The organism is Gammaproteobacteria bacterium, assembly GCA_028819075.1.
In the GTDB taxonomy this organism is placed as follows: domain Bacteria; phylum Gemmatimonadota; class Gemmatimonadetes; order Longimicrobiales; family Gaopeijiaceae; genus BD2-11.
The window spans coordinates 83,279-108,943 of the sequence record JAPPMM010000018.1; the positions used below are offsets into that span (position 1 = coordinate 83,279).

Annotated in this window: 23 protein-coding genes; 14 read left to right on the forward strand and 9 right to left on the reverse strand. The window is 68.9% G+C overall.

Annotated features, from left to right (window positions below):
• Position 1: 1 nt before the first annotated feature.
• Positions 2–913 (reverse strand): hypothetical protein, encoded by a 912-nt coding sequence (locus tag OXU32_04205; protein MDE0073171.1) that lies wholly within the window; start codon positions 911–913, stop codon positions 2–4.
• A gap of 521 nt (positions 914–1,434) precedes the next feature.
• Entirely contained in the window at positions 1,435–1,689 is a 255-nt protein-coding gene (locus OXU32_04210; GenBank protein ID MDE0073172.1) for a hypothetical protein, read from the reverse strand.
• A gap of 302 nt (positions 1,690–1,991) precedes the next feature.
• On the opposite strand from OXU32_04210, the gene OXU32_04215 reads away from it, so the two are divergent.
• Positions 1,992–2,198, forward strand: coding sequence for a hypothetical protein (locus tag OXU32_04215; protein ID MDE0073173.1), 207 nt, complete (start codon positions 1,992–1,994; stop codon positions 2,196–2,198).
• Between the two features lie 3 nt (positions 2,199–2,201).
• Here the strand turns inward: OXU32_04215 and OXU32_04220 are convergent, their stop codons facing one another.
• The 4 genes from OXU32_04220 to OXU32_04235 all read right to left on the reverse strand — a co-directional run bounded on the left by OXU32_04220 (position 2,202) and on the right by OXU32_04235 (position 5,838).
• Positions 2,202–3,182, reverse strand: a complete 981-nt coding sequence (locus tag OXU32_04220) for a potassium channel protein (protein ID MDE0073174.1) — start codon at positions 3,180–3,182, stop codon at positions 2,202–2,204.
• 75 nt (positions 3,183–3,257) lie between these two features.
• The gene (locus tag OXU32_04225) at positions 3,258–4,886 is read right to left on the reverse strand and encodes a DEAD/DEAH box helicase (GenBank protein ID MDE0073175.1); all 1,629 of its coding nucleotides are present in this window, start codon (positions 4,884–4,886) and stop codon (positions 3,258–3,260) included.
• 2 nt (positions 4,887–4,888) lie between these two features.
• Positions 4,889–5,191 carry a hypothetical protein gene (locus tag OXU32_04230; GenBank protein ID MDE0073176.1) on the reverse strand — a complete coding sequence of 101 codons (303 nt, stop codon included), beginning with the start codon at positions 5,189–5,191 and terminating at the stop codon, positions 4,889–4,891.
• Positions 5,192–5,256: 65 nt separating this feature from the next.
• Entirely contained in the window at positions 5,257–5,838 is a 582-nt protein-coding gene (locus tag OXU32_04235; protein ID MDE0073177.1) for a DsbA family protein, read from the reverse strand.
• Positions 5,839–6,021: 183 nt separating this feature from the next.
• On the opposite strand from OXU32_04235, the gene OXU32_04240 reads away from it, so the two are divergent.
• Positions 6,022–7,206, forward strand: coding sequence for a pyridoxal phosphate-dependent aminotransferase (locus OXU32_04240; protein MDE0073178.1), 1,185 nt, complete (start codon positions 6,022–6,024; stop codon positions 7,204–7,206).
• Here the strand turns inward: OXU32_04240 and OXU32_04245 are convergent.
• Positions 7,160–7,672 carry a low molecular weight phosphotyrosine protein phosphatase gene (locus tag OXU32_04245; protein ID MDE0073179.1) on the reverse strand — a complete coding sequence of 171 codons (513 nt, stop codon included), beginning with the start codon at positions 7,670–7,672 and terminating at the stop codon, positions 7,160–7,162. The two genes, OXU32_04240 and OXU32_04245, sit on opposite strands and share 47 nt — an antisense overlap.
• A 54-nt stretch (positions 7,673–7,726) precedes the next feature.
• On the opposite strand from OXU32_04245, the gene OXU32_04250 reads away from it, so the two are divergent.
• The 3 genes from OXU32_04250 to OXU32_04260 all read left to right on the forward strand — a co-directional run bounded on the left by OXU32_04250 (position 7,727) and on the right by OXU32_04260 (position 9,680).
• Positions 7,727–8,989, forward strand: coding sequence for a DEAD/DEAH box helicase (locus OXU32_04250; GenBank protein ID MDE0073180.1), 1,263 nt, complete (start codon positions 7,727–7,729; stop codon positions 8,987–8,989).
• A 30-nt stretch (positions 8,990–9,019) separates the two neighbouring features.
• Complete coding sequence (locus OXU32_04255; protein MDE0073181.1) at positions 9,020–9,427, forward strand: hypothetical protein; 408 nt, start codon at positions 9,020–9,022, stop codon at positions 9,425–9,427.
• 88 nt (positions 9,428–9,515) lie between these two features.
• A complete protein-coding gene (locus OXU32_04260) occupies positions 9,516–9,680 on the forward strand; it encodes a hypothetical protein (GenBank protein MDE0073182.1) in 165 nt (54 codons plus the stop codon).
• A 102-nt stretch (positions 9,681–9,782) separates the two neighbouring features.
• Here OXU32_04260 and OXU32_04265 read toward each other — a convergent pair whose 3' ends face one another.
• Entirely contained in the window at positions 9,783–11,786 is a 2,004-nt protein-coding gene (locus OXU32_04265) for a S9 family peptidase (GenBank protein MDE0073183.1), read from the reverse strand.
• Positions 11,787–12,002: 216 nt separating this feature from the next.
• Here OXU32_04265 and OXU32_04270 point away from each other — a divergent pair, with 216 nt between their 5' ends.
• Positions 12,003–14,498 (forward strand): prolyl oligopeptidase family serine peptidase, encoded by a 2,496-nt coding sequence (locus OXU32_04270; GenBank protein ID MDE0073184.1) that lies wholly within the window; start codon positions 12,003–12,005, stop codon positions 14,496–14,498.
• 43 nt (positions 14,499–14,541) lie between these two features.
• Positions 14,542–15,633 carry a zinc-binding dehydrogenase gene (locus tag OXU32_04275; GenBank protein MDE0073185.1) on the forward strand — a complete coding sequence of 364 codons (1,092 nt, stop codon included), beginning with the start codon at positions 14,542–14,544 and terminating at the stop codon, positions 15,631–15,633.
• Positions 15,634–15,645: 12 nt separating this feature from the next.
• On the opposite strand, the gene OXU32_04280 is transcribed toward OXU32_04275, so the two are convergent.
• Positions 15,646–16,362: a metal-dependent transcriptional regulator gene (locus OXU32_04280; GenBank protein MDE0073186.1), complete on the reverse strand. Its 717-nt coding sequence runs from the start codon at positions 16,360–16,362 to the stop codon at positions 15,646–15,648.
• Between the two features lie 141 nt (positions 16,363–16,503).
• On the opposite strand from OXU32_04280, the gene OXU32_04285 reads away from it, so the two are divergent.
• The 7 genes from OXU32_04285 to serA all read left to right on the forward strand — a co-directional run bounded on the left by OXU32_04285 (position 16,504) and on the right by serA (position 25,651).
• A complete protein-coding gene (locus OXU32_04285) occupies positions 16,504–17,151 on the forward strand; it encodes a hypothetical protein (protein MDE0073187.1) in 648 nt (215 codons plus the stop codon).
• A gap of 119 nt (positions 17,152–17,270) precedes the next feature.
• The gene (locus tag OXU32_04290) at positions 17,271–17,489 is read left to right on the forward strand and encodes a hypothetical protein (protein ID MDE0073188.1); all 219 of its coding nucleotides are present in this window, start codon (positions 17,271–17,273) and stop codon (positions 17,487–17,489) included.
• Positions 17,490–17,557: 68 nt separating this feature from the next.
• Positions 17,558–19,264, forward strand: coding sequence for a gamma-glutamyltransferase (locus tag OXU32_04295; protein ID MDE0073189.1), 1,707 nt, complete (start codon positions 17,558–17,560; stop codon positions 19,262–19,264).
• A gap of 120 nt (positions 19,265–19,384) precedes the next feature.
• A complete protein-coding gene (locus tag OXU32_04300; protein MDE0073190.1) occupies positions 19,385–20,983 on the forward strand; it encodes an amidohydrolase family protein in 1,599 nt (532 codons plus the stop codon).
• Positions 20,984–21,049: 66 nt separating this feature from the next.
• A complete protein-coding gene (typA, locus tag OXU32_04305; GenBank protein ID MDE0073191.1) occupies positions 21,050–22,879 on the forward strand; it encodes a translational GTPase TypA in 1,830 nt (609 codons plus the stop codon).
• A 4-nt stretch (positions 22,880–22,883) separates the two neighbouring features.
• Positions 22,884–24,047 carry an alanine--glyoxylate aminotransferase family protein gene (locus OXU32_04310; protein MDE0073192.1) on the forward strand — a complete coding sequence of 388 codons (1,164 nt, stop codon included), beginning with the start codon at positions 22,884–22,886 and terminating at the stop codon, positions 24,045–24,047.
• Complete coding sequence (serA, locus tag OXU32_04315; GenBank protein MDE0073193.1) at positions 24,044–25,651, forward strand: phosphoglycerate dehydrogenase; 1,608 nt, start codon at positions 24,044–24,046, stop codon at positions 25,649–25,651. The genes OXU32_04310 and serA overlap by 4 nt, the downstream gene beginning before the upstream one ends.
• Positions 25,652–25,665: the final 14 nt, after the last annotated feature.

Below are 25,665 nucleotides of genomic sequence, written 5' to 3' on the forward strand. Positions count from 1 at the left end.
GTCAGCGACCCTCCAGCGCGTAGGTGGTGAGCCGAACGCCTTCGAGATCGTCCCAGCCCAGCAAGGCCGTCCCCTCATGTACAAAGGCGTATCTCGCACGGGGAACGAGAAGCCTGATCGAGTCTTGTCGGCCAGGTGCGATCAGTTCATAACTCTCGGGCTGATCGGAAGCCAGGACGCGGTAGATCCATATGCCGTTGCGGGTCACAAAGACTTCTGCAATGGGATAGAACTGCTCAGGCAGCGTCCACCGCATGTCTGTCCGAGCGGACAGTGTGGAACGCATCTGTCTGATCAATTCCCTTGGTGTCGCTACCACTGCGAGCCAGTCATGGCAGACGGACTCGATCGCCTCTCCATCGAGCCGATAGACGCCGAGGCATGTGTCTTGCGCGCTACCGAACACGAATCCCTCGGGATGCAAGCTCAGGATCGGCGGAGTGAGAGCGTCGAGCACGACCGGCGCGTCAGACTGGGGAAGGCGCGCAGCCACCGTCCGGTTGAACCCGTCCCCGGCCTCCAGGACCACGCGTGTCTCCGTCCTTATTCCGTCGCTTCTGCATCTGACGAGCAGCAAAAGGCCGAGCGGCGTGGAAGCGAGATCGTGGATTTCGGGCAGAAGGCATGCGTCGAGGCGAACCAGTCGGGTGGCCAGCACAGCGCCTTCGGGCGAATACAAGTTCACCTGATTATTTGTCCGCTCCGTCACCACGATCGAATCGCCATGCGCCGCGATCGCAGCCGGGAGTGCTCCGAATTCACCCGGCCCGCGGCCTCTTCGGCCGAAACTGCCCAATAACGCCCCGGCGGAGTCGAGGCGGTGAACCCGGGCGGCCCGCGCGTCAAGGACGAACCAGTCTCCATCGTGAAAGACCGCGTCGGTGGCGGAGAGTACATTCTCCAGGAGGGGCACGTCCAGAGGCACCTCCAGGGGTCTTCGCTCCTGGTAGACCTCTACTCGGTCAGCGTTGGCAGCCCCCCGTGCATCCATGGGGCGACGGTCCCGTAATGTCTGTACGACGCTCAGGAACAGAACGGATGCGGCTGCCGCGAAGGCGATTCCGACCACCCATCCGGCCGATCCGGCTACAGATCCTCCTGCCTTGGGAATCATGAACATCCTTTCTTGTTATTGGTGAATAATTCAGGCTCTTGCCATTCTCTCCCGAGCGATGCCGCAGCCAGCAAACGCCGCGGGATGCAGGCGGCCAGCACGCCGGTTCCGGCACGCCTTCCAGAGTGCTGCCCGCCGCAGGGCTACGCCATGGCTGGGTGGGAACACATGGTGTCAGATGGAAGCATATGCCGGAGTACGAGTTGGCGGGACGGCATTTCGGCGGCCGAAGAGCACGAGTCGCCCCAGGCCCGGGAGTTTCTCCCGAGCCTGGGAGCAGTCGCGCCGGCCCGCGCTGGTCGGAAACACGACAGGCTCGATCAGAAGGCGTTAGTTATTGCGTCGCTGACGCAACCCAACCCGTCCAGAATCGCTACGGCCCTGCAGCCGACACGGTCCCAGAAGCCGTCTGCCCCCTCCATGCATTCGACGAAGTCCCTCGCGGCTTCGACCAGGCACCCTGCGAATCCTCTCTCCTGTGCGGCCACCATCGGTCCGGCTCCCAGTGCCAGTGCGACCACCAGCGCGAGGCTTGCTCCGGTCGAGCGGACGAGTCGTTTGGTTCTTCGGATCATGCCTCTCTCCTACTATGAATTCGACTGTGCCGGCCGTCTTGTCGGCCTGCGTTCGCGGGTCACTCATCCACGTCTCGTGCCGAAGCGCGGATTCCGGGCGAGTCAATGGCCGGATGCGCCGGTGTCGATGAATCGGGCCGGTGTCGATGACTCACGCCGGCGTCGGGGCTCGGGCCGGAATCGACGCATCACACCGGTGTCCAGCCAGTAGAGAGGCGTTACCTTGACCCGGCCGGGCCCGGAAACTTCAGCGAGAGCCGGACGTACGGCGGCGGACACAAACCCGACGAACGGAGAGGGAAATGAAGACGTTTGCTCAGCTGTCCGCGGTGGGAATCGCCGCGGTCCTGCTTCTGAAGCTGCTGGGGGTGATCGTCGTGCCGCTGCTGGGGTTCCTCGCGGCGGCCTTCGCCTTTGGCTTCAAGCTGCTGCTAATCGCGGCAGCCGTCTGGCTCGTCTTGAAACTGCTCCGGAAAAGCGGGTGCTGCGGAACCAGCGACGACGAATAGCCCCTACGTCCAGCGCCCCAGTTGCTGCAGCTGCCGGGGCGTTCCCATGACCACCAGCTCGTCCCCCACCTTGAGCGTGGTGCTCCCCTTCGGATTGAACGTGATCTGCTTCTGATCCGCTCCGCGCAGGAGGGCAACCACGACCATCGACTCGCGAATGTGCGTGGCGTCGAGCGTCTTCCCAGCCGCCGCCGCCCGCGCGCTCAGGGCGACCTGGTCCGTGCGCAGATTCAGTTCCTGCAGGCGGTTGCCGATCTCGAGCAGCGTCGTCGCCGACGGGCGAACCAGCATCGCGGCCATCGTGACGCCGCCGCTGACGTTGGGGCTGACGACGTGACTCGCGCCCGCCCTGTACATCTTGGCGGTGGTCTCGGGGTCGTCGGCCCGCGCGACCACGGTCAGTTCGGCGTTGAGGACGCGCGCGGACAAACACACGAACAGGTTGTCGGCGTCCTCGCTCAGACACGTGATGAGACCCCGCGCGTGGCGGATGCCGGCGCTCTCGAGGGCCTCGTCCTTCGCGGCGTCGCCCTCGACCACCAGCGCGTTGGGGAATCTGCTGCGGACTGAGCGAATTCTCTCCGGGTCGACTTCGACGACCACGAAGTCCAGCTCCGACTGTTCCAGTTCGATGAGGACTTGCATTCCGGTGCGGCCGCATCCGCACACAATCACGTGGTTTCTCAGCTTGGCGATGGTTTTCATGGTGCGCCGTCGTTGAAGCGTGCCCGTCAGATCCATTTCGACGAAGAAAGCCGTGATCGCGGCGAACCATAGGCCGAGTCCGGTCAGCCCCAGGGCGAGCAGGCCCATGGTGAAGTTGCGCCCGGCGGCAGAGAGCGGAGCGACCTCGTGGTACCCCACCGCGGTCAGGGTGATGACGGTCATGTAGAGGGCGTCGTGGAACGACCATCCCTCGAAGAACATGTACCCCCAGATCCCGATCACATTCACGATCACGAAGTAGAGGGCCATCCAGGCCATGTGCCTCGAGAAGGAACCGCTCACTGAGGCGCCCACGTCACGCGGCGCCGATGGTGCGGGGTGCCGTATCCCGGATCACGGCGCGGGTTTGACGCGCCGGCGGCCGGAGCCACCTCTCGACCGGGAGGGGCCGCGCGCGGGCTCGCGGTGGTAGTCCACACGCACGGCGCGTCCACCCAGAGTGATCCCGTTGAGGGCCCGCACCACCTTCTCCGCCACCTGCTGCCGGATTTCGACCCGGGTGAAGGTTTCCTGGATCTCGATCCTGCCCACCTGAGCGCGCTCGATTCCGGCCTGGTCCACGGCGGCCCCCAACAGGTCACCCGGTCCGATTCCGTCGCGCGAGCCCACGCTCACGAACAGGCGCACCCACGCCTGGGCGCGAACCGGAAGCTGGACGGCGGCCGGTGAATCCGCGGAATGGGTGGCGCCCCGGCGCGCTTCTCCATCGGCTCGCCTGCGGTAGGCCGAGGGGTTTTTCGCCGCCCGCCCCGCCAGACGGCTTGCAGCCGCGGCCACCTCCACCGGGTCATGGCGCTCGAACAGCGGGTCCAGAAGCAGCATTTCCGACGCCAGGTCTTCTTCCTCGAGGACGCGCAGCAACTCGGAACGCAGGCGTTCGAGCTCGGAATGAGGGTCGGCTTCAGGGGGTGTCGGAAGGGGTCGCAGGCGATAGCCCGTCTCTGCCGCGATCGCCTTCAGGTGCGCCACCTCGCGGTGAAGCACAAGCACCGCGGCCGCGGCTCCCAGGCCGTGCCGGTGACGCAGTTCGTCCGCGCCGGCCGGCACGTCGACGCTCAACGTCGCCACGCTGGTGGCGTCGGCGATCCCCTCGAGGGCAGGGGGGGGTTCGGTGTCGTCGACCCGGCTCGAGAGCCAGACCGGAGCGGAAGCATCCCCCGGAGCGCCCGCCCGGAAGCCGTGCAGCGAAGCCAGGTCGCCCACATCCGCGGCGTGATCGTCGGAGGCGCAGAAGACCAGCACGTGGCGTGCGCCCTGCTCCAATACTTCGGACACCGTGCGCACGAGATCCGCGTCACTTCTGCGGCAGATGCGGTAGTGCAGGATTCCGTGCACCGGGCCGGCCTTGGCGCCGGGCGGCAGTCCGGAGCCCGCCACGTACCCCGCCTTTCTCGCGTGGGCACGCGCGAAGGCTTCCACCTCCGGGGTGACCGGCAGGGAAATCACGACACGCTGCGCCGTCGCGGGCACGAAGCCAATCAGGGTTTCGAGGTCTTCGAGCCCGTCCGACCGCTGGATGGTCGTGGCTCCGTCCACCACCAGCGCGCGGAGGTCTTCCAGCCGCAGCCGCGAATTCCGCACCGCCGCAAGGAGGTCGGGAGCGGTGGCGAAGAGGATGTCGGAATGCTCCGGAGCGGCCCACGGCGAGCCCAACGCCGCCACCGCGTGTCCGGTTGCCGTCGCCAACCGGGCGAGCGAGGTGGCAAGAGCCCCGGCCGCCGTCGCCGAAGCGGTGAGCACAAGCGCCCTGGGCACCGTCGCCTCCGCCTGGATACGCTCCAGCAGGGGAGCACCGTAGGCCACCAGGGTTCCGCTGCCCGGACCGGCGCGCACGAGCGCGTTGTTGCCGCGGCGCAGAAGCGGAATTGCATCCCGCTGGAGCGGCGTGGGGCGCTCGATGCCCTCGGCGGCAAGGGCGTCGACCAGCTCCGGCGGGAGCCCGAGTTCCCCGAAGGAGTCCACGGTCAGGAGGGATCCCCGGATCCCGGCCCGCCCCTGTCACCCGGCTCGTAGGGCAGGTTGTTGAGAAACTTCTGGATCTCGTAGTCGATGCGTGATGTCCGCAGCCGATCCGTCGAGGCGGTCACCGATGTGTACATTCCGTGGCGGTGCACCGAGAGCGTAAGGGTCCCTTCCTTGCCGGTGTAGGTCGCCTCGTGCGACGAACCCCGGGCGCGGGCCAGCCCGACGAGGTCCGGGAGGATCTCCTCGGCCCGCGCCATCACTCCGGCCGGCGAAAGCGCCGTCTTCCTCTGATATCCGGCCATCTGCCTCTCTCGCTTGTAGGTTGATGTTGGATCGGGAGGTCCCGCGCACCCCGGATGGAGTCCTGTCAGCAGGCGGCCGCCCCGAGAAAGCGAAGCAGCTCCTGCCGGCCAGGCAGCCCTTCCAGCTTCCGCCCGCCCGCCTCGACCGTGGGCGGTCCCCGTACTCCGCTGCGCAGCGCCGCCTCGCGCATTTCCTCGACTTCCGCCGCGTAGCGATCCACATCGAGTACGGCTCTCGCCTCGGTGGGGTCCAGCCCCGCCTCTTCCGCGAGCGAGATCAGCACGTCGATGCGGCCGATGTCCGCCTTCCTTTCAAAGAACGCCCGGAACAGTGCGGAATGCATGGCTTCGCAGCAACCCTTCGCGCGCGCGTGCAGAGACAACTCGTGCGCCTTGCGGCTCCAGGGCATCCGCCCCGGAATCGATAGCTCCAGCCCGTAGTCCGCGGCGCCCCTCTGAACGGCATGGCAGCGGCTTCTCCAGGCTTCGGACCCGGGATCGATCGGCGACAGGGGCGGGCGGTGCAGCTCGAACGGGCGGCGGGCCACCGTCACCCCGTCGGGCAACAGGACGCGCAGTGCCTGGTCCAGCAGGTAGCACGCGGGATCGACGTAGTCGAAATAGAAGATGACCTCCGCTTCCTCCATGGGGCGGAATCTCGCCCCGCGCGCGACGTGCAGCAATGCGGCAAATGCCCGGCGGACCGGTCGTGGCGTGCCCCCTCGGCGCTTGATCGCCGGCGCTCTCCGGCGCAACTTGGTGGCGCGTCCGGGCGGGAACATCCCCGGGCAACCCCCTGCCGACCGTCCCTCCCCATCGATCCGCCGCCCATGACATTCAGCGAGAACGTCGCCCGACTCCAGCCGTCCGCCACCATGGCCGTCAGCTCGCTGGCCAAGCGCCTGCGCGCGGAGGGGCGCGACATCATCGACCTGAGCGCCGGCGAGCCCGACTTCGACACTCCGTCCTGGCTTGTGGACGCGGCGGTGGAGGGAGTGCGCGCGGGCGCCACCCGCTACACCCCCGCCGCCGGAATGCCGGAACTGCGCGCCGCCATCGCCAGGTCTCTCGTGGCCCGGGGCGCCGATGCGGCATGGAGCGACGTCGTGGTCACCGCCGGGGCCAAGCAGGCGCTCTTCAACGCATGCTTCGCCTTCTTCGGCCCAGGCGACGAGGTCATGATCGCCTCGCCCTACTGGACCAGCTATCCGGAGATGGTGACCCTTTCGCGCGCCGAGCCGGTCTTCGTCCAGGGGCCGCCCGAGAAGAACTTCCTGCTTCGTCCCGAGGACCTCGAGGCCTCCCGCACCGAGCGCACCCGCGGCCTGATCATGTGCTCGCCCAGCAATCCCACCGGCGCCGTCTACACGCGCGACGAACTCGCCGCGGTGGCGCGCTGGGCCCGAGACAACGACGTTCGCCTGATCAACGACGAGATCTACCGCCACATCCACTTCGCCGGCGCGGGGACGGCGCCCGGGCTACTGGAACTGGATCCCGGGGACCTGGGTCCCTTCGTGCTCATCGACGGCGTCTCGAAGGCCTTCGCCATGACCGGGTGGCGCATCGGCTTCTCCTACTGCGAGGGAGCCGGGGCGAAGAAAATGGCCGCCTTCCAGAGCCACACCACCTCCAATCCAGCCACCCCGTCCCAGCTCGCGGCGCTCGCAGCCTACGGCAACGTGGAACGCTCGCTCGGGGACATCGCCGAGATGGCGAAAGCCTACAAGCGGCGTCAGCGCCTGGTCGTCTCCCTCATGGGCGAGCTGCTGCCCGAGCTCTCCTTCGTGGAGCCCGGCGGCGCCTTCTACCTCTTTTTCCGGGTGGATTCGGCCTGCGGCCCCGGTCAGGGCTCAAGCGACTTCTGCACCCGCATGCTGGAAGAGGCCGGCGTCGCCCTGGTCCCCGGCTCGGCGTTCGGCGACGACCGCTACGCGCGCATGAGCTTCGCCACCTCCGACGACCTGCTCAGCGAGGCGATTCGGCGGATGGCGCGTGTGCTGGGGGGTGGTTGAGACTCTCCAGCAGCCCGCGGCACGACCGCTCCACGATCCGGAAGCACTCCTCGAACCCGCGTCTGGCCCCGTAGTAGGGGTCGGGCACATCCTTGTTGCGGCCGGCTTCCGGGTCGAACTCGCGAAGCAGATGCAGTCGCGCGGAGCCGCGCGAGGACCGCCGCAGCGCCGCCAGATGTGCGAGATTGCTGCGGTCCATGGCGATCACGTAGTCGAAGTCGTTCATGTCGCTCTCGCTCACGCGGCGCGCATGTCCCGGCAACTCGACGCCATGTGCGCGGGCGACCGCCAGGGCGCGCGAATCGGGACGCTCGCCCACGTGCCAGGATCCGGTTCCGGCGGAATCGACACGCACGTCGACGTCGGCCTGGTTGGCCATATGGATGAAGACGCCTTCCGCCAGGGGAGATCGGCAGATGTTGCCCAGACACACGAAAAGTATTGAGGTTACGGCGGAATCCGTCATGCTTTGGGAGAGCGCGTGGGGCTGATATCGGGGATGAATGCGGAAGACGGCGGGATGCCGGAAGTTACATCGTTCGGGGACATGAGCCTATCCCCCGAGACGCTTGCCGCCGTGGAGGCGCTGGGGTGGCGCGCACCGACGCCGGTGCAGCGCCGGGCGATTCCGCCGGGGCTGGAAGGCCGCGACATCGTAGGCATCGCCCAGACCGGGACGGGCAAGACGGGGGCCTTCCTCCTGCCCGTGCTGGAAGGCGCTGTGCCGGGGGAGGGTCTTCAGGCGCTCGTGCTCTGCCCCACCCGCGAACTGGCACAGCAGGTGCTAGGAGACGCGGTTGCCCTCTCTCGCGGGAGGACCCTGCGGTGCGCCGCCATCGTGGGCGGGGTGGGCTACGGGCCGCAGCGCGCCGCGCTCGACACCGGCACGGAGCTGATCGCCGCCACCCCGGGGCGCTTCATCGACCACATGCGCCGCGGCCAGGCCGACCTTGCCCGGGTCCGCTTTCTGGTGCTCGACGAGGCCGACCGCATGCTCGACATGGGGTTCCGCCCGCAGATCGAAAGCGTGCTCCGCAAGGTGCCGAGGAAGCGACAGACGATGCTCTTCTCGGCCACCATGCCGCACGGCGTTCACGCCCTCTCGCTGCAGGTCACCCGCGACCCGGTGCGCATCGAGGTGGCGCCTTCCGGAACCACCGCGGAGGGAATCGACGAGCGGGTGTACTCCGTAAAGCCGGGGAAGAAGGAGGATCTGCTGGTCCGGCTCCTGGCCGACCCGGACTGGAACCACGTGCTCGTCTTCACCCGAACCAAGCGGGGCGCCGACATGCTGCTCACCCGGCTCCAGCGCGAGGGCATTTCCGTGGATGTCATGCACTCCGACCGGCAGATGCGGCATCGGGTGCGGGCGCTCGACCGCTTCGCGACCGGAGGCGTGCGCGTCCTGGTGGCCACCGACATCGCGCAGCGCGGTCTGGACGTGGAAGGCATCTCGCACGTGGTCAACTACGACATCCCGCTCGACCCCGGCGACTACGTCCACCGCATCGGCCGAACGGCGCGGGCGGGCGCGGCGGGCACGGCGGTCAGCTTCCTGACCGCGCCGGACCTGGCGTACCTCAAGTCCATCGAACTCCTGCTGGGACGCACCCTGGAGCGCATCCATCTGCCCGAGTTCGACTACGCGGGAACGCCGGTCGAGCAGCGCGAAGAAGGTGCCCGGCGGCGGCATCCCCGATCCGCGCGCGGCTTCGGGTCGAAGTCCGCGGAAACGCTCTCGCCCGAGGAACTGGAACGTCTCCTGGGGCGAAGCTCCCAGTAGCCAGACATCCAACCGGAAAACGGACCACTCATGATCCTGAAGCGTTACGGCACCCGACTGCACAGCGTCCAGCCCGACTTCGATTCCCGTGCCCTCACAGAGATCGGGTTCCGACGCGACCGGCGGCTCTCGCTGGGCGCCGAAGGTTTTGCGGAGGAGTACGAAGCCGTGGAGACGCTGGAGTTGTCCGCCAAGGCGGATGGCCCGGTCCACGATCGGGCCGAGCAGGAGCTGCTGCGCAATCTCGAGCGCGAGCTGCGCCGGGTCGAAGCCGACGCGGGCGAGGGGCTGGTGGTCATTGAGAGCGCCCAGGGAGTCGACTATCCCAAGACCCGCGACCGGAAGCAGAACCAGGTCCGGGACGGCCGCAACCGGCTTTACTTCCACTGGACGGTCGACCCTCCGTTGCGGGTCGGCGTATTCCGCCGGCGCGGTTGAATCCAATCCCGCATTCCGGCGTATTGGTAGTCATGCGGACCGCGTCGGGGTGACGCGGCTCGCTGCAGTCATAGATGCAAGGAGGTTGATGATGTTGATCCGCAGATCCAGCACCCGTTTCAAGGGACGGAGGGACTACACCCTTTCCAGCAGGCGCGAGACCCGCCCGACGGCGAGCGAACGGCTGCTCGGCAAGGAAACCCGCCCGCTGGCCACCGGGTCCCGCCGGGAACGGACGGCCGCCGCGGGGTGATCCCCGCGATCCCGCGAGGGATCCGGGCTGACACACCAACACGAACACGGAGCCCCGAGGATCAACTCGGGGCTCCGTTGCTTTTCTGATGTTGATCCGCGTTCAGCGCGCGCCGTCCTCCGTCACCGGCATCGGCGTCATCCACCTCTCGAACCAGCTGCGCAGGTAGAGCTGGGTGCGAAGGAAGTTGGAGGGGATGCTCGAGGTGCCGTGCCATTCGTCCTTGAAGCGCACCATGGCCGCCGGGACCTTCAGGACCCGCAGCGCCTGGTAGAACTCCTCGGTCTGCGCCATCGGCGTGCGGAGGTCCATCTCGCCGGTCATGAGCATGGTGGGCGTGGTCACGTTGCCCACGTACATCAGCGGCGAGCGGCGCAGGTGCTCCGAGGGGTCGTCCCAGGGGAAGTGCTCGAAGTTCTTGTACCAGGTGGCTCCGTCGGTCGTGCCGACGAACGACAGCCAGTTGGTGACCGGACAGTTGGCGGACGCCGCGCGGAAGCGGTCGGTGTGGCCGACGACCCATGAGGTCAGCACGCCGCCCCCGGAGCAGCCATAGACGAACATGTTGTCGGTGTCGACGTAGCCCCGGGCGATCACCTCGTCGACGCCGTTCATCAGGTCGTCGTAGTCCTTGCCCGGATAGGCGTTCTTGATGGCATTGCCGAACGGGCTGCCGTAGCCCGAGCTGCCGCGCGGGTTGGTGTAGAGCACCACGTAGCCGTTGGCGGCGTGGTTCTGCCAGCCGAAGTTGAACCCCACGTTGTACATCCCGTGGGGTCCGCCGTGGATCGCGAGGATGAGGGGATAGCGCTCGGAGGGATCGAAGTCGGGCGGCTTGATGACCCAGCCCTGAATGTCGAAGTCGTCGACCGACTTGTACCAGATCTCCTCGACATCGCCGAGCCTGACGTCGGCCAGGATGTCGTCGTTCACGCGCGTGAGCTGCCGGATGTCGCCGGGGCTGTCGAGCGCGAAGGAGATGACGTCTCCCGCCTCGTGATAGCTCGTGAGCGTGCCCACCGCGCGGCCGCGCTCGTCGACCGTGGTGACCGCGAGCATGTGGTTCCCGCTGGTCACCGCGCGCGGCTCGCCATTCACCGGGGCGAACCAGAGGTTCGAGTTGCCCGTCATGGCGGCGGTGAAGTACACCCCGCTGCCGTCGCGGGCCCAGGTCACGCCCGAAAGCCGGCGCCCCAGCTCGCTCGCGATGAGCCGTGAGCCCGAGCCGTCCGCGTTCATCACGTAGAGGCCGGTCTCGACGTAGGTGTCGTCGGACCAGTCGTTGGCCTGGTAGGCGATCAGGCTGCCGTCGGGAGAGGGGACCGGGCTGCCGTCGGGGCCGCGATGGTCGGTGATCTGCCGAATCGCGCGCGAGCGCACGTTGACGGCGTAGATCTCGGACTCGCGCCAGGTCTGGTCGATGTCCTCGGAGTCCTCGATGCGCAGCGACTGGAAGACGATCTCCGAACCGTCGGGCATCCACTGCGGGGCGGAGTGGTTCCAGTCGCCGTCGGTGAGTTGGCGGGGCGTGCCGCCTTCCGCGGGCACCAGGAAGAGGTGCTGGAAGCCGTCGTCGATGTAGCCCCGGCGGTCACGGCGATAGGTCAGCCGTGTGACGATCTTGGGGGCTTCGGTCCAGCTCGCCCCCTCGGGCGGCGAGGGCATGTCGATGGCCCAGCGCTCGTCCGACGGAACCGTCATGACGAATGAGATGTGGGTGCCGTCGGGCGACCAGGCGATGTCGGACGGGCTCTCCTCCAGGCGCGTGATCTGGGTGGTGGCGCCCTCGGCGTCCATCCAGCGCACGAAGATCTGCGAGTCGTTGAGGAAGGCGATGCGGGTGCCGTCGGGCGACCAGCGCGGGCTCGATCCCTCGAGCAGGAAGCGGGCCCGCGAGCCGTCGGCGTTCATCACCCACACCGACGAGGCCCTGCGGTCGTCCTGCTGGTCCACCCAGGACCGCGTGTACACGATCCGGCTGCCGTCGGGAGAGATGCGGGGATCGGCCACCCACTCCCAGTCCAGGTACTTGTCGAGCGACAGCACCTCCCCCTCCTGGGCGGAGACCTGGGGCGCGAAGGCGAGCAGGAGAAACAGCGGGATCATTCGGGCTCCGCGGACCATCTTCATCCTCCGGAAAAGCAAGCGCACTCTTGAGCCTTTGAGAAACTCGGGAACAGAAGCGAAAGCTACCGGAGTCGAAACTCGCGGGCCAGAGAGTCCGGGCATTTGCTCCCGCGCCTCGGGTGCCCCCACATTCCGGGTCTGTACGGTTCGAACGCCAGCACGTCTGGCGTGCCACGTGATTCCGGAGAGACCATCATGGCCCCGACCACCACACCCTCCCGCCCCATGTCCACGGCCCGGCGATCCCACGGCAGAGCACGGAGACTGCTGCCGGCCACGCTCGTGGCGGCCTGCGCCGCCGGGTTCCTGGCCTCGGCCGCGCACGAAGTCTCCGCCCAGGAGGGATATCGCATGCCTCCCCAGGAGATCGTTCGCATCCTCGACGCGCCTCCGCCCCCGTTCGTGAACGTCAGCCCGGACGGGGAGTGGATCGTGCTCACCGGCCGCCGCAGCATGCCCTCGATCGAGGACATGGCGCAGCCCATGCTTCGTCTGGGTGGCCGGCGCATCAATCCGGCGACCACCGGCGTCTTCGGACCCTCGACGGGACGCGATCCGGGACTGACCACCACCCTCTCGGTGATGAATGTCGCCGATGGTTCCCAGCGATCCGTCGACGCGCCGGAGGGCGGTTGGGGCGTGCCGCGCTTCGCTCCCGCAGGTGACCGGTTCGCGATCACGCGCACCGTGAGCGACGGGATCGAACTCTGGACCGGAAGCGTCTCGGAGGCCAGTGCCCGGAGGCTCACCGGGGAGCAGCTGAACGGGGTGCGCGGAGAGCCCTGCCAGTGGATGCCGGGCGGGGACGAGCTGCTATGCACCCTGGTGCCCTCGGGACGCGGGCCCTCGCCCATGGCGCCCCCGGTCCCCGGCGGCCCGGTCATCCAGGAAGCCGAAGGCAGGACCGCCCCGGTACGCACCTACCAGGACCTCATCGAAGACTCCCACGGCGCAGCGCTGTACGAGTACTTCGCCACCTCCCAGCCCGCCATCGTGGATGCGGACGACGGGACGGTGCGCACGCTGGGGGAACCCGGCATCTGGAATCTCAGCCGTTCGCCCAGCGGCGCGTACATCCTCGCGGAGAGGACGGTGCGCCCCTTCTCCTACCTGGTGCCGGATTCGCGCTTCCCGAAGGAGCTGGAGATCTGGAGCCGGGACGGCGGCGTGGTGGCCGAAGTCGCGGCGCTCCCGCTCGCGGACCGAGCGCCCATCGGAGGCGTGGAGGAGGGTCCGCGCGGACACCGCTGGATGCCCGGGGAGGACCACACCCTGATGTGGGTCGAGGCGCTGGACGGGGGCGATCCCTGGACGGAGGCCGAGCACCGCGACCAGGTGATGCGGCTGGCTGCACCGTTCGACGGCGATGCCGCGGAGGTGGCGCGCACGGCCCTCCGCTACGCGGGACTCTCGCGGGGGGAGGATGGTCTGGCGCTGCTGACCGAGTCCTGGCGCCGGTCCAACATGATCCGCACCTGGCGGATCGACGTGGACGGCGGCGCCGAGCCCAGGCTGATCTGGGAGCGCAACTCGCAGGACCGCTACGGCGACCCCGGGACCCCGGTGACGCGGCGCGCGGAGAACGGCGAGTCGCTCATCGTGCAGGACGGCGACTGGATCTTCCTGACGGGCGCGGGCGCCTCGGATGCCGGCGACCATCCCTTCCTCGACCGCATGAATCTCGCCACCGGCGAGAGCGAACGCCTCTTCCAGGCCTCCCCGGGCAGCTACGAGTCCGTGGTCGCCATGCTCGACGACGACGGCCGCCGCGTCCTCACCCAGTATGAGACGCCTCTAGAGCCGCCCAACTATTTCGTGCGCGACACCCGTTCCGAGGACCGCAGGCAGCTGACCCGGTTCGAGAATCCCCATCCCGAACTCTCCGACGTGACGCGCCAGTTCGTCACCTACGAGCGCGAGGACGGGGTGCAGCTCTCAGGGACGCTCTACCTGCCCGCCGACTACGAGGAGGGAACGCGGCTGCCCACTATCGTGTGGGCCTATCCGCGCGAATACTCCAACCCCGACGTGGCCGGCCAGGTGCGCGGCTCGCCCAGCCGCTTCACGCGCGTGGGCGGCGCCTCACACCTCTTCTTCCTCACGCAGGGGTACGCCGTCTTCGACGGACCCACCATGCCGATCATCGGCGAGGAGACGCCCAACGACACGTATGTGGATCAGCTCGTAAGCTCCGCGGCGGCGGCTGTGGACAAGGTGGTGGAAATGGGCGTCACCGACCGCGGCCGGGTCGGCGTCGGCGGCCACAGCTACGGCGCCTTCATGACCGCCAACCTGCTCGCCCACTCCGACCTGTTCCAGGCCGGCATCGCGCGCAGCGGCGCCTACAACCGCACCCTGACGCCCTTCGGCTTCCAGAACGAGCGCCGCACCTTCTGGGAGGCGGGCGACGTCTACTTCGCGATGTCGCCGTTCATGCACGCCGACGACATCAACGAGCCGATGATCCTCATACACGGGGAGGCCGACAACAACTCGGGGACCTTCCCGGTGCAGTCGCGGCGCATGTTCCACGCGATGAAGGGCAACGGGGGCACGGCCCGGCTGGTGATGTTGCCCCACGAAAGCCACGGCTACCGGGGGCGTGAGTCGGTGATGCACGCGCTGGCCGAAATGGTGGAGTGGATGGACACGTACGTGAAGAACGCGGGCGTGCCGGTGATGGACCGGTAGGGGTGAGCGAGCCGCTGGAGGCGGTTGAGCGGTGACCTGACCCATGCCCGTCCGCGCAGCCGTCATGACAGGCCCGCACGAGCCTATGGTCGTGCAGACCCTGGAGGACCCGGACCTGGAACCCGGCGCCGTCCTCCTGGAGACCATCGCCAGCGAAGTCTGCGGCACCGACGTCCACCTGTGGCACGGTCGGCTGGCCGGGGTGCCCTACCCGATCATCCCCGGCCACGTGAGCGTGGGCAGGGTGGCGGAGGCGCGCGGGGTGGAGCGAGACGCGGTCGGGCGGCCGCTGGCGCCCGGCGACGTGGTGACCTTCCTGGACGTGCACGAAACCTGCTACCGCTGCTACCACTGCCTGGTGGCGCGCCAGCCCAACCGGTGTCCGGCGCGCAAGGTGTACGGCATCACCTACACCCTCGCGGAAGGGCTGCTGGGGGGCTGGGCGGAGCGCATCTGCCTGAAGCCGGGAGTGCGCATTCTCCGGCTGCCGGACAACCTGGACGCGGACGACGTGATCGGGGGTGGGTGCGGGCTCTTCACCGGCTTCGCGGCGGTGGATCGCGCCGATCTGCGCATGGGGGATGTGGTGGTGGTGCAGGGGGCCGGTCCGGTGGGACTGGCCGCCGCCGCCTTCGCCGGTCTGTCGGGCGCGGCCGAGGTCGTGCTCATCGGCGATCCGGATGCCCGCCTGGCGCTCGGGGCACGCATGGGAGCGGGAGTGGGGCTCTCGCTGTCGGGCACCACGCCGGAGGAGCGCCTCGACGCGGTCATGGCGTGCACCGGAGGGCGCGGGGCCGACCTGGTCATCGAGGCGAGCGGCAACCCGGCCGCCATCCCCGAGGGATTCGCGCTCGTCCGCGACGGGGGCCGCTATGTCGTGGCAGGACACTACACCGACGCCGGGCCCGTAGAGATCAATCCGCACACCGACATCAACCGCGGGCACGTGGACGTGCGGGGCCAGTGGGGGACCGACTTCCATCATCTGGTACGCGCCCTCCGGCTGCTTTCCCGGCACCGCGAACGCCTGCCATTCGCCGAGGTGATCGGGGCGCGCTATCCGCTCGAAAGCACGCAGCAGGCGCTCGAGGATGTGGCCGCGCTGCGGGTCACGAAGGCGCTTGTGGTGCCCTGACGGCCTCGGACGTCAGAGGGACCGCGCGGAGTCGTCGGCGGGCTGTGCGGCCGGCTCCAGGTCGATGAAGATGCAGCGCGCCAGGTCGAAGCCGATCGCCTGGCTGTCGCCGTCGGGTCCGCCCAGGCGCACCGTCACGGGTCCGTTGAACGGAGCCCTCTCCTCCACCGCCAGGATCACCCCCGGCAGGAGCCCCCTGGCCTCCAGATAGCGCAGTCTCTCCGGCTCGTCGTCGCGCACCGCGCGGATCCGGATCGGGCCGGTGGCGTCGGAATCCGCCAGCGTCGGATAGCTGGTCGAATCGATCTCGCCTCCCGGCGTCGGAATGGGCGCGCCGTGGGGATCGTGGCGCGGGTTCTTGAGCGCGTCGGCCATGCGCTCGATGAGCTGATCGGAGGCGGCGTGCTCGAGCCGCTCGGCTTCGTCGTGCACATCCTCCCAGGAATAGCCGAGGCGCACGCTGAGGTAGGTCTCGATGATGCGATGGCGACGAACGATGCGGAGCGCTTCCCGGCGGCCGCTGGGCGTGAGGCCGACGCCGCGGTAGGGCTCGTGCTCCACGACGCCCAGGTCGGCCAGGCGCTTCACCATTCCGCTCACCGACGCGGGCTGTACGCCCAGGGTGCTGGCGATATCGCTGGTGGTGGCGGTATCGTCGTGCTCCGTGAGGGCGAAGATCGCCTTCAGGTAATCCTCGATCGAAGGCGAGAATCGGGACGTTTGAGCCATCGCGGGTTGTTGTTGCGTGGGCGGGGCTACAATCTAACCTGTCCTTTCCCGCGCTGCCGGAGCACCTCGCGCCCTCCCGGTCGAGGCCGGCCGCGGGGGGACGACCCCAAACCAACCCGACCAACCCGGAGCGATGCGCACATGAGAATCGGACACGGATCGAGGGCAACTGCGCTGGTGCTGCTTGCGGGATGCCTCTCCACCGCGCTGGCGCCGCCGGGCGCGAGGGCCCAGGGAGGCTACCTGATCTTCCAGGCCGGATACTACGTGCCCACCCAGGATCTGGGCCTTCTGGCAGATGCCGGCTTCGGGCAGGCGGTCGAGTTCGGCGAGCGCGAACGGAGCTTCGCCTACTCCCTCGGGCTGGAACTCGCCGTTTCCGGGCCCATCTCGGGGCGCGCGACGCTGGCGTACGCGACGAGCGCGGACCTCGCCGTCTCGGCCGGCATGTGTCCGGAGTGCGAGGCTCGCAACAACCTCCTCAACGCCACTGCCGCCCTCGTCTTCCGCCCGCTTCCCAGCGGCGTTCCCGTTCAACCGTACCTGCTGGGTGGCGGTGGCGTGAAGCACTACGACCTGGAGTCGCTGGACGCGCTGCACCGGTCGCCCCTGCACGATCAGACCCGGAGGACCATGCTGCTCGGCGCGGGCATCGAGGTGAGGATGGGTCCGCTGCGCATCGTCACCGAACTCTCCGACTACATCAGCCCGATCTTCGCCGACAACGACGTGGAGACCACGCAGCACGATCTGTTCTGGACGGCGGGGCTCATGCTGGGGAGTGGCTGAAGCGGCGCCGAGCTTGGCGGAAAGGGCGAGGAAACATATCTTTCTCATTCTGTGCCGTTGTGTTTGGCACGGTGTTTCGATCCGTCGATTTCGAGGTCTTGGACGAGTTGGAGGTGAGCGTGCCTGAATCCGCGCCCCATGAGAAGGTGATCGATTCCGTAGCTGTGGACGCCAAGCGCATCCTGCTGCGGTATGGGACGCCCATCGCAATCCTGGATCGCGTCTCGGAAGTAGACCGGATCGCGCTCGCCCGCCAGGTCAGCCGCACGCGTCTGCCTGACCGCGAGCCGCGGCTGAGAGCGCTGCTGGAAGAGCACGGGTACCTCCAGGTGGACTGACATCCGGGGACGCGGGACCTGCGGATCGAATGGAGTCCGCGCCGCGTCTGCGTGGGACGGGAGGTTTCATGAGGGCATCGCACTCCTCTCGCTGTCTTGCCCTTTCACTGGTTCTGCTGTGGGGATGTGGCGGGACTGCGCCGACGCGCGTCGAGCCCACCACCGACCAGGTGGCGCAGTCGAGCCGGGGAATGGTGGTCGCGGCCCAGCCGCTTGCGACCGCCGCGGGCGTCGAAATGCTCGAGCGGGGCGGCAACGCGGCCGATGCGGCGGTGGCCGCGGCATTTGCGGTATCGGTGGTGGAGCCGAGCATGAACTCGATCGGCGGGCGCACCCAGATACTGGTGCGAACCGCGGAAGGGACCTTTCACGGCATCGACGCCACCACCCAGGCCCCGGACACCTACGATCCCGACACGGCCCCTCAGGCCGGTTACGGGTATCCCACCGTGGGATTGCCGGGGGCCGTCGCGGGGCTCACCCGCCTCCTCGACGAGCACGGCACGCTTCCGCTGGCCACCGTAATGGAGCCGGCCATTCGGTACGCCTCCGAAGGCTTCGTGCTCCTGCCCGGTGAAGCCGCCCGCCAGGCATCGACTTCAGAGCAACTGCGGGAATCCGAGGGCGCGACCCTGTACTACATCGAGCCGGACGGATCGCCGTACGACGCGGGCGACCATTTCGTGCAGAGCGATCTGGCGATGGTGCTGCGCCGCATCGCTTCCGGAGGCGCCGACGCCTTCTACCGGGGCGAGATCGCGAGGGCCATGGCCGACGACATCGTGGGCGCGGGCGGGCACGTCACGGCCGGCGCGCTCGCCGGCTACCGCGCCGAGGATTCCCGCGTGGTGCGGGGCAGCTACCGCGGCCACGAGCTGGTGGGCACGTTCACCCCGGCTGCCGGGGCAATGACCATCGGCATCCTTCAGATCATCGAGAACTTCGACATGGCGGGGGCCGACGAGACGACGTGGGCCCTGGTGGTGGGGCAGGCGCTTGCGCTCGGCTTCGAGGCGGCGCGCACCCACCGCGGACCCGACGCGTGGCAGCTGCTCACGTCGCGGGAATGGGCGCGCGAGCAGGCCGAACGCGTCCATCTGCCGGTGGCGGCGGCGGCCATGGGACCGGAGCCCGCAGCTGCGCCCCGGGCTTCCCCGGAGACCGGAGCTACCTATTTCGCAGGCCCGGACGACGACGGACACACCACGCACCTTTCGACCGCGGACGCCGACGGCATGGCGGTGTCGCTCACCCAGACCATCGGGCCGGCGATGGGCTCGAAGATCGCCACGCCGGGGCTGGGCTTCCTCTACGCGGCGACCCTGGGAGGGTATCTGGGCCGCCTCGAGCCGGGCGAGCGGGCGCGCTCCAACATCGCCCCGTTCATGGTACTGGACGGCGACGATCCGATGCTGGTGCTGGGCGCTGCCGGGGGAGCACGCATCGTCTCGGCCGTCGTGCAGGCGGTATGCCGGGTCGTCGATCAGGGGCTCTCCCTTCCCGAGGCGCTGGCCGCCGCACGCCTTCATCCGATGCAGGGATCGCTGAACTCACCGGGCTCCGAGAGCGGGTTCCAGATGGAGACGTCGCCGGATATCGGCTGGTCCCCGGAGGTCATCGCGGAGTTGCGTCAGCTCGGTTTCGCGGTGCAGGAGGTGCCACGCTCCGGCGCGTTCGGACGCATCCACGGGATGTCGTACGATGCCACCGCCTCCTCCTGGACGGGGGCCGCGGATCCGGACTGGGAGGGGAGCGCGGCGGCGCCTCGCAACTGACCTGGGCTCGACTCACGGGACGCTCCCGGGGCAGCCGCTTGCGTTGGCGGGGGCCCCGCATGCCGTGGAAGTGCAACCGGCGGCGTCCGCAAACGCCGACCGCTGACAAGGAATCCGGAGATGGGAACTGCTGTTGACGCCCCGCGCCGCCGTGTGCTGAGTCTTCTCTTCGTGCTGACCGCGAGCGCATGTTCGTCGGGCGACGCCCCCGAGTTCGACGTCATCCTGCGCGGCGGCATCCTGCAGGCCGTGGGCGACGCCCCCGAGTTCGTCACGGATCTGGCAGTGCGAGGAGACCGGATCGCGGCGATGGGCGATCTCGCCGGCTACACTGCGCGCGACACCCTGGACATCGCCGGTCTCCACGTCTCCGCAGGCTTCATCGACGTTCATTCGCACGCGGGCTCGGGACTCGACACGGAAGACCGCAGCCACGCCGAGCCCCTGCTGGCGCAGGGCATCACGACGGTGGTGGTGAACCCCGATGGCGGAGGGCCGATGGACCTGGCCCTGCAACGGGCGGTGCTGCTCGAAGACGGGCTCGGGGTGAACGTGGCGCAGCTGGTGCCCCACGGATCGGTGCGCAGGGCGGTGCTGGGGATGGACGATCGGCTGCCGGGCCCCGACGAACTGCAGGAGATGAAGGCCCTGGTGCGGGAGGGCATGGAGGAAGGGGCGTTCGGCATGTCGTCTGGACCGTTCTACGCCCCCGGAAGCTACTCGGATACCGATGAGCTGACGGCCCTCGCCGAGGTCGTGGCCGAGTACGGTGGGGTCTACACCAGCCACATCCGCGACGAGTCGAACTACACCATCGGCCTGGTCGCGGCGGTGGAGGAAGTGATTACGGTGGCGCGCTCGGCGGGATTGCCGGGGGTGGTGACCCACATCAAGGCGCTCGGGCCGCCGGTGTGGGGCAAGTCGGCGGAGGTGATCGCCGCCATCGAGGCGGCCCGCGCGGAGGGGGTCGAGGTGTACGCGGACCAGTACCCGTACGAGGCCTCTTCAACGGGGCTTTCGGCGGCGCTTCTGCCGCGCTGGGCACAGGCAGGGGGAGGCGATTCACTCACGGCTCGCCTCGCCGATCCCGCCACGCGCGCACGCATCCGCGAAGAGATGGAAGCCAACCTCGCGCGCCGCGGAGGGGCGGACCGCCTCCAGTTCCGCCGCTTCCGCCCTGAGCCGTCGATCGAGGGCCGCACCCTGGAGGATGTCGCCATCGCCCGCTCTCTCCATCCTCTGGACGCGGCTCTGGAGCTGATCGGGGAGGGAGGAGCGTCGGTCGTTTCCTTCAACATGAGCGACGACGACATCGCCGCCTTCATGATCCAGCCCTGGACCATGACGGCCTCCGACGGGGCGCTGCCGGAGTGGCAGGTTGGCGTGCCGCATCCGCGCGCCTACGGCACCTTCCCGCGCAAGCTGCGCAGGTACGTGGTGGAGGACGGCACCGTAAGCCTGAAGGCGGCCATCCGCAGCATGACGTCCCTTCCCGCGGACGTCTTCGGTCTCCGAGGTCGAGGGAGGCTCGTCATGGGGGCGGTCGCGGACATCGTGGTCTTCGACCTGGAGGAGGTCCGCGATCTCGCCACCTACACGGACCCGCACCAATTGTCGCAGGGTATGGTGCACGTTTTCGTGAACGGCACGGCGGCGATCCGTGACGGGGCCTTCACCGGCGAGCGTGCCGGGCGGGTGCTCCGGCGAGCGGATCGCTAGAAGGCTCGCCGGGCTTCGCGCGTTCGTCGCTACCAGACATCAATCCGGCAAGAGCCGAACCCCGGCATGAAGGTCCGCAACGTCGCAATCATCGCCCATGTCGATCATGGGAAGACCACCCTCGTGGACCAGATGCTCCGCCAGGCAGGGGTGTTCCGCGAAAACCAGCACGTGCGCGAGCGGGTGATGGATTCGAATCCGCTGGAGCGGGAGCGGGGCATAACGATCCTCTCCAAGAACACTTCCGTGCGCTGGGGCGAGTTCAAGATCAACATCGTGGACACTCCGGGCCACGCCGACTTCGGAGGCGAGGTCGAGCGCATCCTGCGCATGGTGGACGGGGTGCTGATCCTGGTCGACGCCGCCGAGGGACCGATGCCCCAGACCCGGTTCGTAACGGCCAAGGCGCTCGAGCTGGGCCACGCGCCGGTGGTGGTCATCAACAAGGCCGACCGCCCGGACGCGCGCGCCGAAGAGGTCCACGACGAGGTGCTGGAGCTGTTCATGGACCTCGAGGCCACCGACGAGCAGCTCGACGCCCCCTTCCTGTACGCCTCGGGTCGGGAAGGATGGGCGACACCGGATGCCGATGGGCGCGGCGCCGATCTCGCGCCGCTGTTCGCGGCCGTCGTGGATCACGTGCCCGCTCCGCCCGTCGAACCGGCGGGGCCCTTCCAGATGCTGGTCTCGACGCTGGACCATTCCTCCTATGTCGGACGCATCGCGATCGGCCGCGTCGAGCGCGGGCGCATCCGGCCCGGCCAGGAGGTGGCGCTGCTGCCGATGGGCGCGGCCGGCATGGTCGAGGAGGATGACGCGGCCCGTTCGCGCGCCCTCAAGGTGTATGGATTCGACGGTCTGGAGCGCGTGGACATCGCGGAAGCCGGTGCGGGAGACATCGTGGCGGTGGCGGGCGTCCCGGGCGTGGAGATCGGCAGGACGCTGGCCGATCCGGAGCACCTCGAGCGCCTGAACGGCATCGCCGTGGAGCGGCCCACGATATCGGTCGACTTCGTCGTCAACGACTCGCCCTTTTCCGGCGAGGGGAAGTACGTGACCACGCGCCAGCTCCGCGAGCGGCTGTTCCGGGAGATGGAGCGCAACGTCGCCCTGAAAGTGGAGGCGACCGACCATCCGGACACCTTCCGGGTCGCCGGGCGGGGCGAGCTGCACCTCTCCATCCTCATGGAGACCATGCGCCGCGAGGGCTACGAGTTCCAGGTCTCCCGCCCGCGCGTGCTCATCCGCGAAGGCCCCGCCGGCGAGCCTCTGGAGCCCTACGAGGAGCTGGTGGCCGAGACGCCGGAAGCCCGGGTGGGCACCGTCATCGAGAAACTGGGCGGGCGGCGGGGCGAAATGCTCGAGATGAGACCGACGGACCGGGGGCCGATTCGCCTGCGCTTCCGTATTCCGGCACGCGGCCTGTTCGGCTACCGCACCGAGTTCCTCACCGACACCCGCGGGGACGGGCTGATGCACCACCGCTTCCTGGAGTACGGGCCGTGGGCGGGGGCGCTGCCCGGACGCGACCGTGGCGCCGTGGTGGCCGACCGCCGTGGCGCCGCGGTGGCGTACGCCATCTTCGGCCTGCAGGAGCGCGCCACCTTCTTCCTGAAGCCCGGCGCCCCGGTCTACGAGGGCATGATCGTCGGCGTGCACGTCCGAGCGGGCGACCTGGACGTCAACATGTGCAAGGGAAAGAAGCTCACCAACATCCGGGCGGCGGCCGCGGACGACAACATCCGGCTGGAGCCGCCCCGCGTAATCACGCTGGAATCCGCTCTGGAGTTCATCGCGGACGACGAGCTCATCGAAGTAACCCCGGGCGCAATCCGTCTGCGCAAGCGAATCCTGGATGCCGGGGCCCGCCGGAAGGCGGCGCGCCGCAGAAGGTGAGACCATGACCGACAACTCGGCGGCGTGCGGCGGCCCGGACGGTGAGAACGGGTTCGGCCGCTTCTTTCTGCCCGGTCCCACAGAGGTGCGGCCGGCGGTGCTGGCGGCCCAGAAGCGGGCTCTCATCGGGCACCGCGGCGAACCCATCAACGCGCTCATGCGCGAGATTCAGCCCGGGTTGCGGGAGGTGTTCGGCACATCGCGGCCGGTACTGTTGTCGACCTCGTCCGCCACCGGCCTCATGGAGGCGGCGGTGCGCAACGGCGCGCGGGAGCGGGTGCTGTCGCTCGTGAACGGGGCGTTCTCCGAGCGCTTCGCCCGCATCGCGCGCGCCTGCGGGTTCGAGGTGGACGTTGTCGACGCGCCGTGGGGCGGCGTGCACGATCCGGATTCCGTGCGGGCCCGCCTGCAGGCGGGGCGCTACGACGCCGTGACCATGGTGCATTCCGAGACCTCCACCGGCGCTCTCAACCCTATCGCCGACCTGGCGGCGGCGGTGCGGGAGTTCCCGGACACGCTGGTGCTGGTCGATGCCGTTACCAGTGCGGGAGGCGCCCCGGTGCAGGCGGACGAGCGGGGCCTCGATTTCGTGCTCGCCGGTTCCCAGAAGGCGATGGCGCTGCCGCCGGGGCTGGCGTTCGGCGTCGCGTCGGAGCGCATGCTGGAGAGATCCGCGAGCGCGGCACGCAAGGGGGTCTACTTCGACCTGGTCGCGTTCTCCAGTTCTCTGGCGAAGGCACAGACGCCGAACACGCCCGCGGTGACGCTGATGTACTCCCTGGCGGAGCAGTTGCGCCACATCTCGGCGGAGGGCCTGGAGAGACGCTGGGCGCGCCACGCGGCGATGGCGCGAAGGTGCGCCGATTGGGCGGACGCGTCGGGAGAGCGCATCGGTGCGGGGCTGTCGGTGCTGGCACCGGACGGTTTTCGTTCGCCCACAGTGACCTGCCTGCTCCTGCCCCCCGGGCGGACCGGTCCGGAGGTCGCGCACGCGATGAAGGAGCGGGGGTTCGTGATCGGAGCAGGATACGGCAGACTCAAACCGCGGTCGGTGCGCATCGGCCACATGGGAGACCACACGGTGGAGGAACTGGATCGGGTGCTGGGGGCGTTGGAGGAGGTCCTGCGGGCACCCCCGGGGCAGGGGCTTGCCGGAGGAAGGCGATGAGCGCGCGCGGCCGCCGGTACGTGGTCGGTGTTGCCGACCAGGTCTCACCCTCGGGGCTCGGCGCGCTCACCGGCGACGAGCGCTTCGAGGTGCGCTGGCTGGCGGAGCGTCCGGCGGCGGAGAAGGAACGAGCGATAACCGGGACGGACGCCATTATCGTGCGCAGCGCCACCCGGATCACCCGGGAACTGATCGAGGCGGCGTCCAGCCTGAAGGTCATCGGGCGGGCCGGAGCCGGGGTGGACAACATAGACCTCGACGCCGCCACCGAGCGCGGCATCCCGGTGCTGAACGCGCCCGCGGGCAACACCGTCTCCGCCGCGGAGCTCACCTTTGCGCTCATTCTGGCGCTCGCGCGCAAGGTCGTGGCCGCGGACCGGTCGGTGCGCGAGATGACCTGGAAGACGCCGGGACTCTCCGGGGTCGAGCTCAACGGCAAGACGCTCGGGCTGGTCGGGGCCGGGAGAATCGGCGGGGAGGTGGCGCGCCGCGCCCGCGCCTTCGGCATGAGGGTGCTGGTCTACGATCCCTATCTGCCCGCAACCCGCGCCGAGGAGCTGGACGCGCAGCCGAGCGGCCTCGACCACGTGATCGAGCAGGCGGACTTCCTCAGCCTCCACGTGCCCCTCACTCCCTCCACCACGTCCATGATCGGGGCGAAGCAGCTGCGCCGAATGAAGCAGTCGGCCTACCTCGTCAACGCGGCTCGCGGCGGGGTGGTGGACGAGGACGCGCTCGCCCGCGCCCTCCGGGAGGGATGGTTGGCGGGCGCCGCACTGGATGTCTTCCGCCAGGAGCCGTTGTCGGCGTCCAGCCCTCTCCTGGGGAGCCCGAACCTCATCCTCAGTCCCCACCTGGGGGCCTCCACCGCGGAGGCGCAGGAGCTGGTGGCCTCCGAGATCGCGTCGGCCGTGCGCGGAGCGCTGCTCGACGGCGATCTCTCCCGGGCCGTGAATGCGCCCGGCATCGATGGCGCAACGCTGCGCAAGCTGCGTCCCCTGCTGGAGCTGGGAACCCGGATCGGGCGTCTCGCGTGCGCGCTCGCTTCCGGAGGCATCCGGGGGGTGCAGGTGCGTTACAGCGGTGCCTCGGAAGAGGCCCCCGGCCCGCTTACCGCCGCGGTGCTGTGCGGGCTGCTGGAGGACATCGTCGGAGGAACGCGCGTCAACGCCGTCAACGCGGCCCGTCTCGCCGAAGCGCGCGGCATGAGGGTGGTGGCGGCGCGCGCGACCCGGCATCCCGATTACTCCGAGTACCTGGTCACCGAGGTGGAGGCGGAGGGCGGCCTGTTGCGCGTCGCGGGAGCGCTGCTGGAGGGCACCCACCCCCGCATCGTCGGCATCGGCGGCTTCTCCATCGACCTGGAGCCGCGCGGATCCATCGTCATCGTGCGCAATCAGGACAAGCCCGGGGTGATCGCGGGAGTGGGCACGGTGCTGGCGTCCATGGGCTTCAACATCGCCGGATACCACCAGGCCCGCCTGGAGCCGGGCGGGGACGCCATGGCGGCGGTCTCGGTGGATGGCGAGATCACGCAGGAGCTGCTGGATCGCCTGCGCGAACTGGACCAGATCTCCTACGTCAAGGCGGCCCGCCTGGGATAGGCGGCCACGCGCCG

Coding starts and splice junctions, on each gene's coding strand:
- OXU32_04260 (MDE0073182.1), top strand. CDS start 9,516: ATGATGTTGATCCGCAGATCCAGCACCCGTTTCAAGGGACGGAGGGAC.
- OXU32_04215 (MDE0073173.1), top strand. CDS start 1,992: ATGAAGACGTTTGCTCAGCTGTCCGCGGTGGGAATCGCCGCGGTCCTG.
- OXU32_04210 (MDE0073172.1), bottom strand. CDS start 1,689: ATGATCCGAAGAACCAAACGACTCGTCCGCTCGACCGGAGCAAGCCTC.
- OXU32_04230 (MDE0073176.1), bottom strand. CDS start 5,191: ATGGCCGGATATCAGAGGAAGACGGCGCTTTCGCCGGCCGGAGTGATG.
- OXU32_04300 (MDE0073190.1), top strand. CDS start 19,385: ATGGGAACTGCTGTTGACGCCCCGCGCCGCCGTGTGCTGAGTCTTCTC.
- serA (MDE0073193.1), top strand. CDS start 24,044: ATGAGCGCGCGCGGCCGCCGGTACGTGGTCGGTGTTGCCGACCAGGTC.
- OXU32_04250 (MDE0073180.1), top strand. CDS start 7,727: ATGCCGGAAGTTACATCGTTCGGGGACATGAGCCTATCCCCCGAGACG.
- OXU32_04255 (MDE0073181.1), top strand. CDS start 9,020: ATGATCCTGAAGCGTTACGGCACCCGACTGCACAGCGTCCAGCCCGAC.
- OXU32_04310 (MDE0073192.1), top strand. CDS start 22,884: ATGACCGACAACTCGGCGGCGTGCGGCGGCCCGGACGGTGAGAACGGG.
- typA (MDE0073191.1), top strand. CDS start 21,050: ATGAAGGTCCGCAACGTCGCAATCATCGCCCATGTCGATCATGGGAAG.
- OXU32_04245 (MDE0073179.1), bottom strand. CDS start 7,672: ATGACGGATTCCGCCGTAACCTCAATACTTTTCGTGTGTCTGGGCAAC.
- OXU32_04270 (MDE0073184.1), top strand. CDS start 12,003: ATGGCCCCGACCACCACACCCTCCCGCCCCATGTCCACGGCCCGGCGA.
- OXU32_04265 (MDE0073183.1), bottom strand. CDS start 11,786: ATGATCCCGCTGTTTCTCCTGCTCGCCTTCGCGCCCCAGGTCTCCGCC.
- OXU32_04220 (MDE0073174.1), bottom strand. CDS start 3,182: ATGGCCTGGATGGCCCTCTACTTCGTGATCGTGAATGTGATCGGGATC.
- OXU32_04240 (MDE0073178.1), top strand. CDS start 6,022: ATGACATTCAGCGAGAACGTCGCCCGACTCCAGCCGTCCGCCACCATG.
- OXU32_04275 (MDE0073185.1), top strand. CDS start 14,542: ATGCCCGTCCGCGCAGCCGTCATGACAGGCCCGCACGAGCCTATGGTC.
- OXU32_04295 (MDE0073189.1), top strand. CDS start 17,558: ATGAGGGCATCGCACTCCTCTCGCTGTCTTGCCCTTTCACTGGTTCTG.
- OXU32_04285 (MDE0073187.1), top strand. CDS start 16,504: ATGAGAATCGGACACGGATCGAGGGCAACTGCGCTGGTGCTGCTTGCG.
- OXU32_04280 (MDE0073186.1), bottom strand. CDS start 16,362: ATGGCTCAAACGTCCCGATTCTCGCCTTCGATCGAGGATTACCTGAAG.
- OXU32_04235 (MDE0073177.1), bottom strand. CDS start 5,838: ATGGAGGAAGCGGAGGTCATCTTCTATTTCGACTACGTCGATCCCGCG.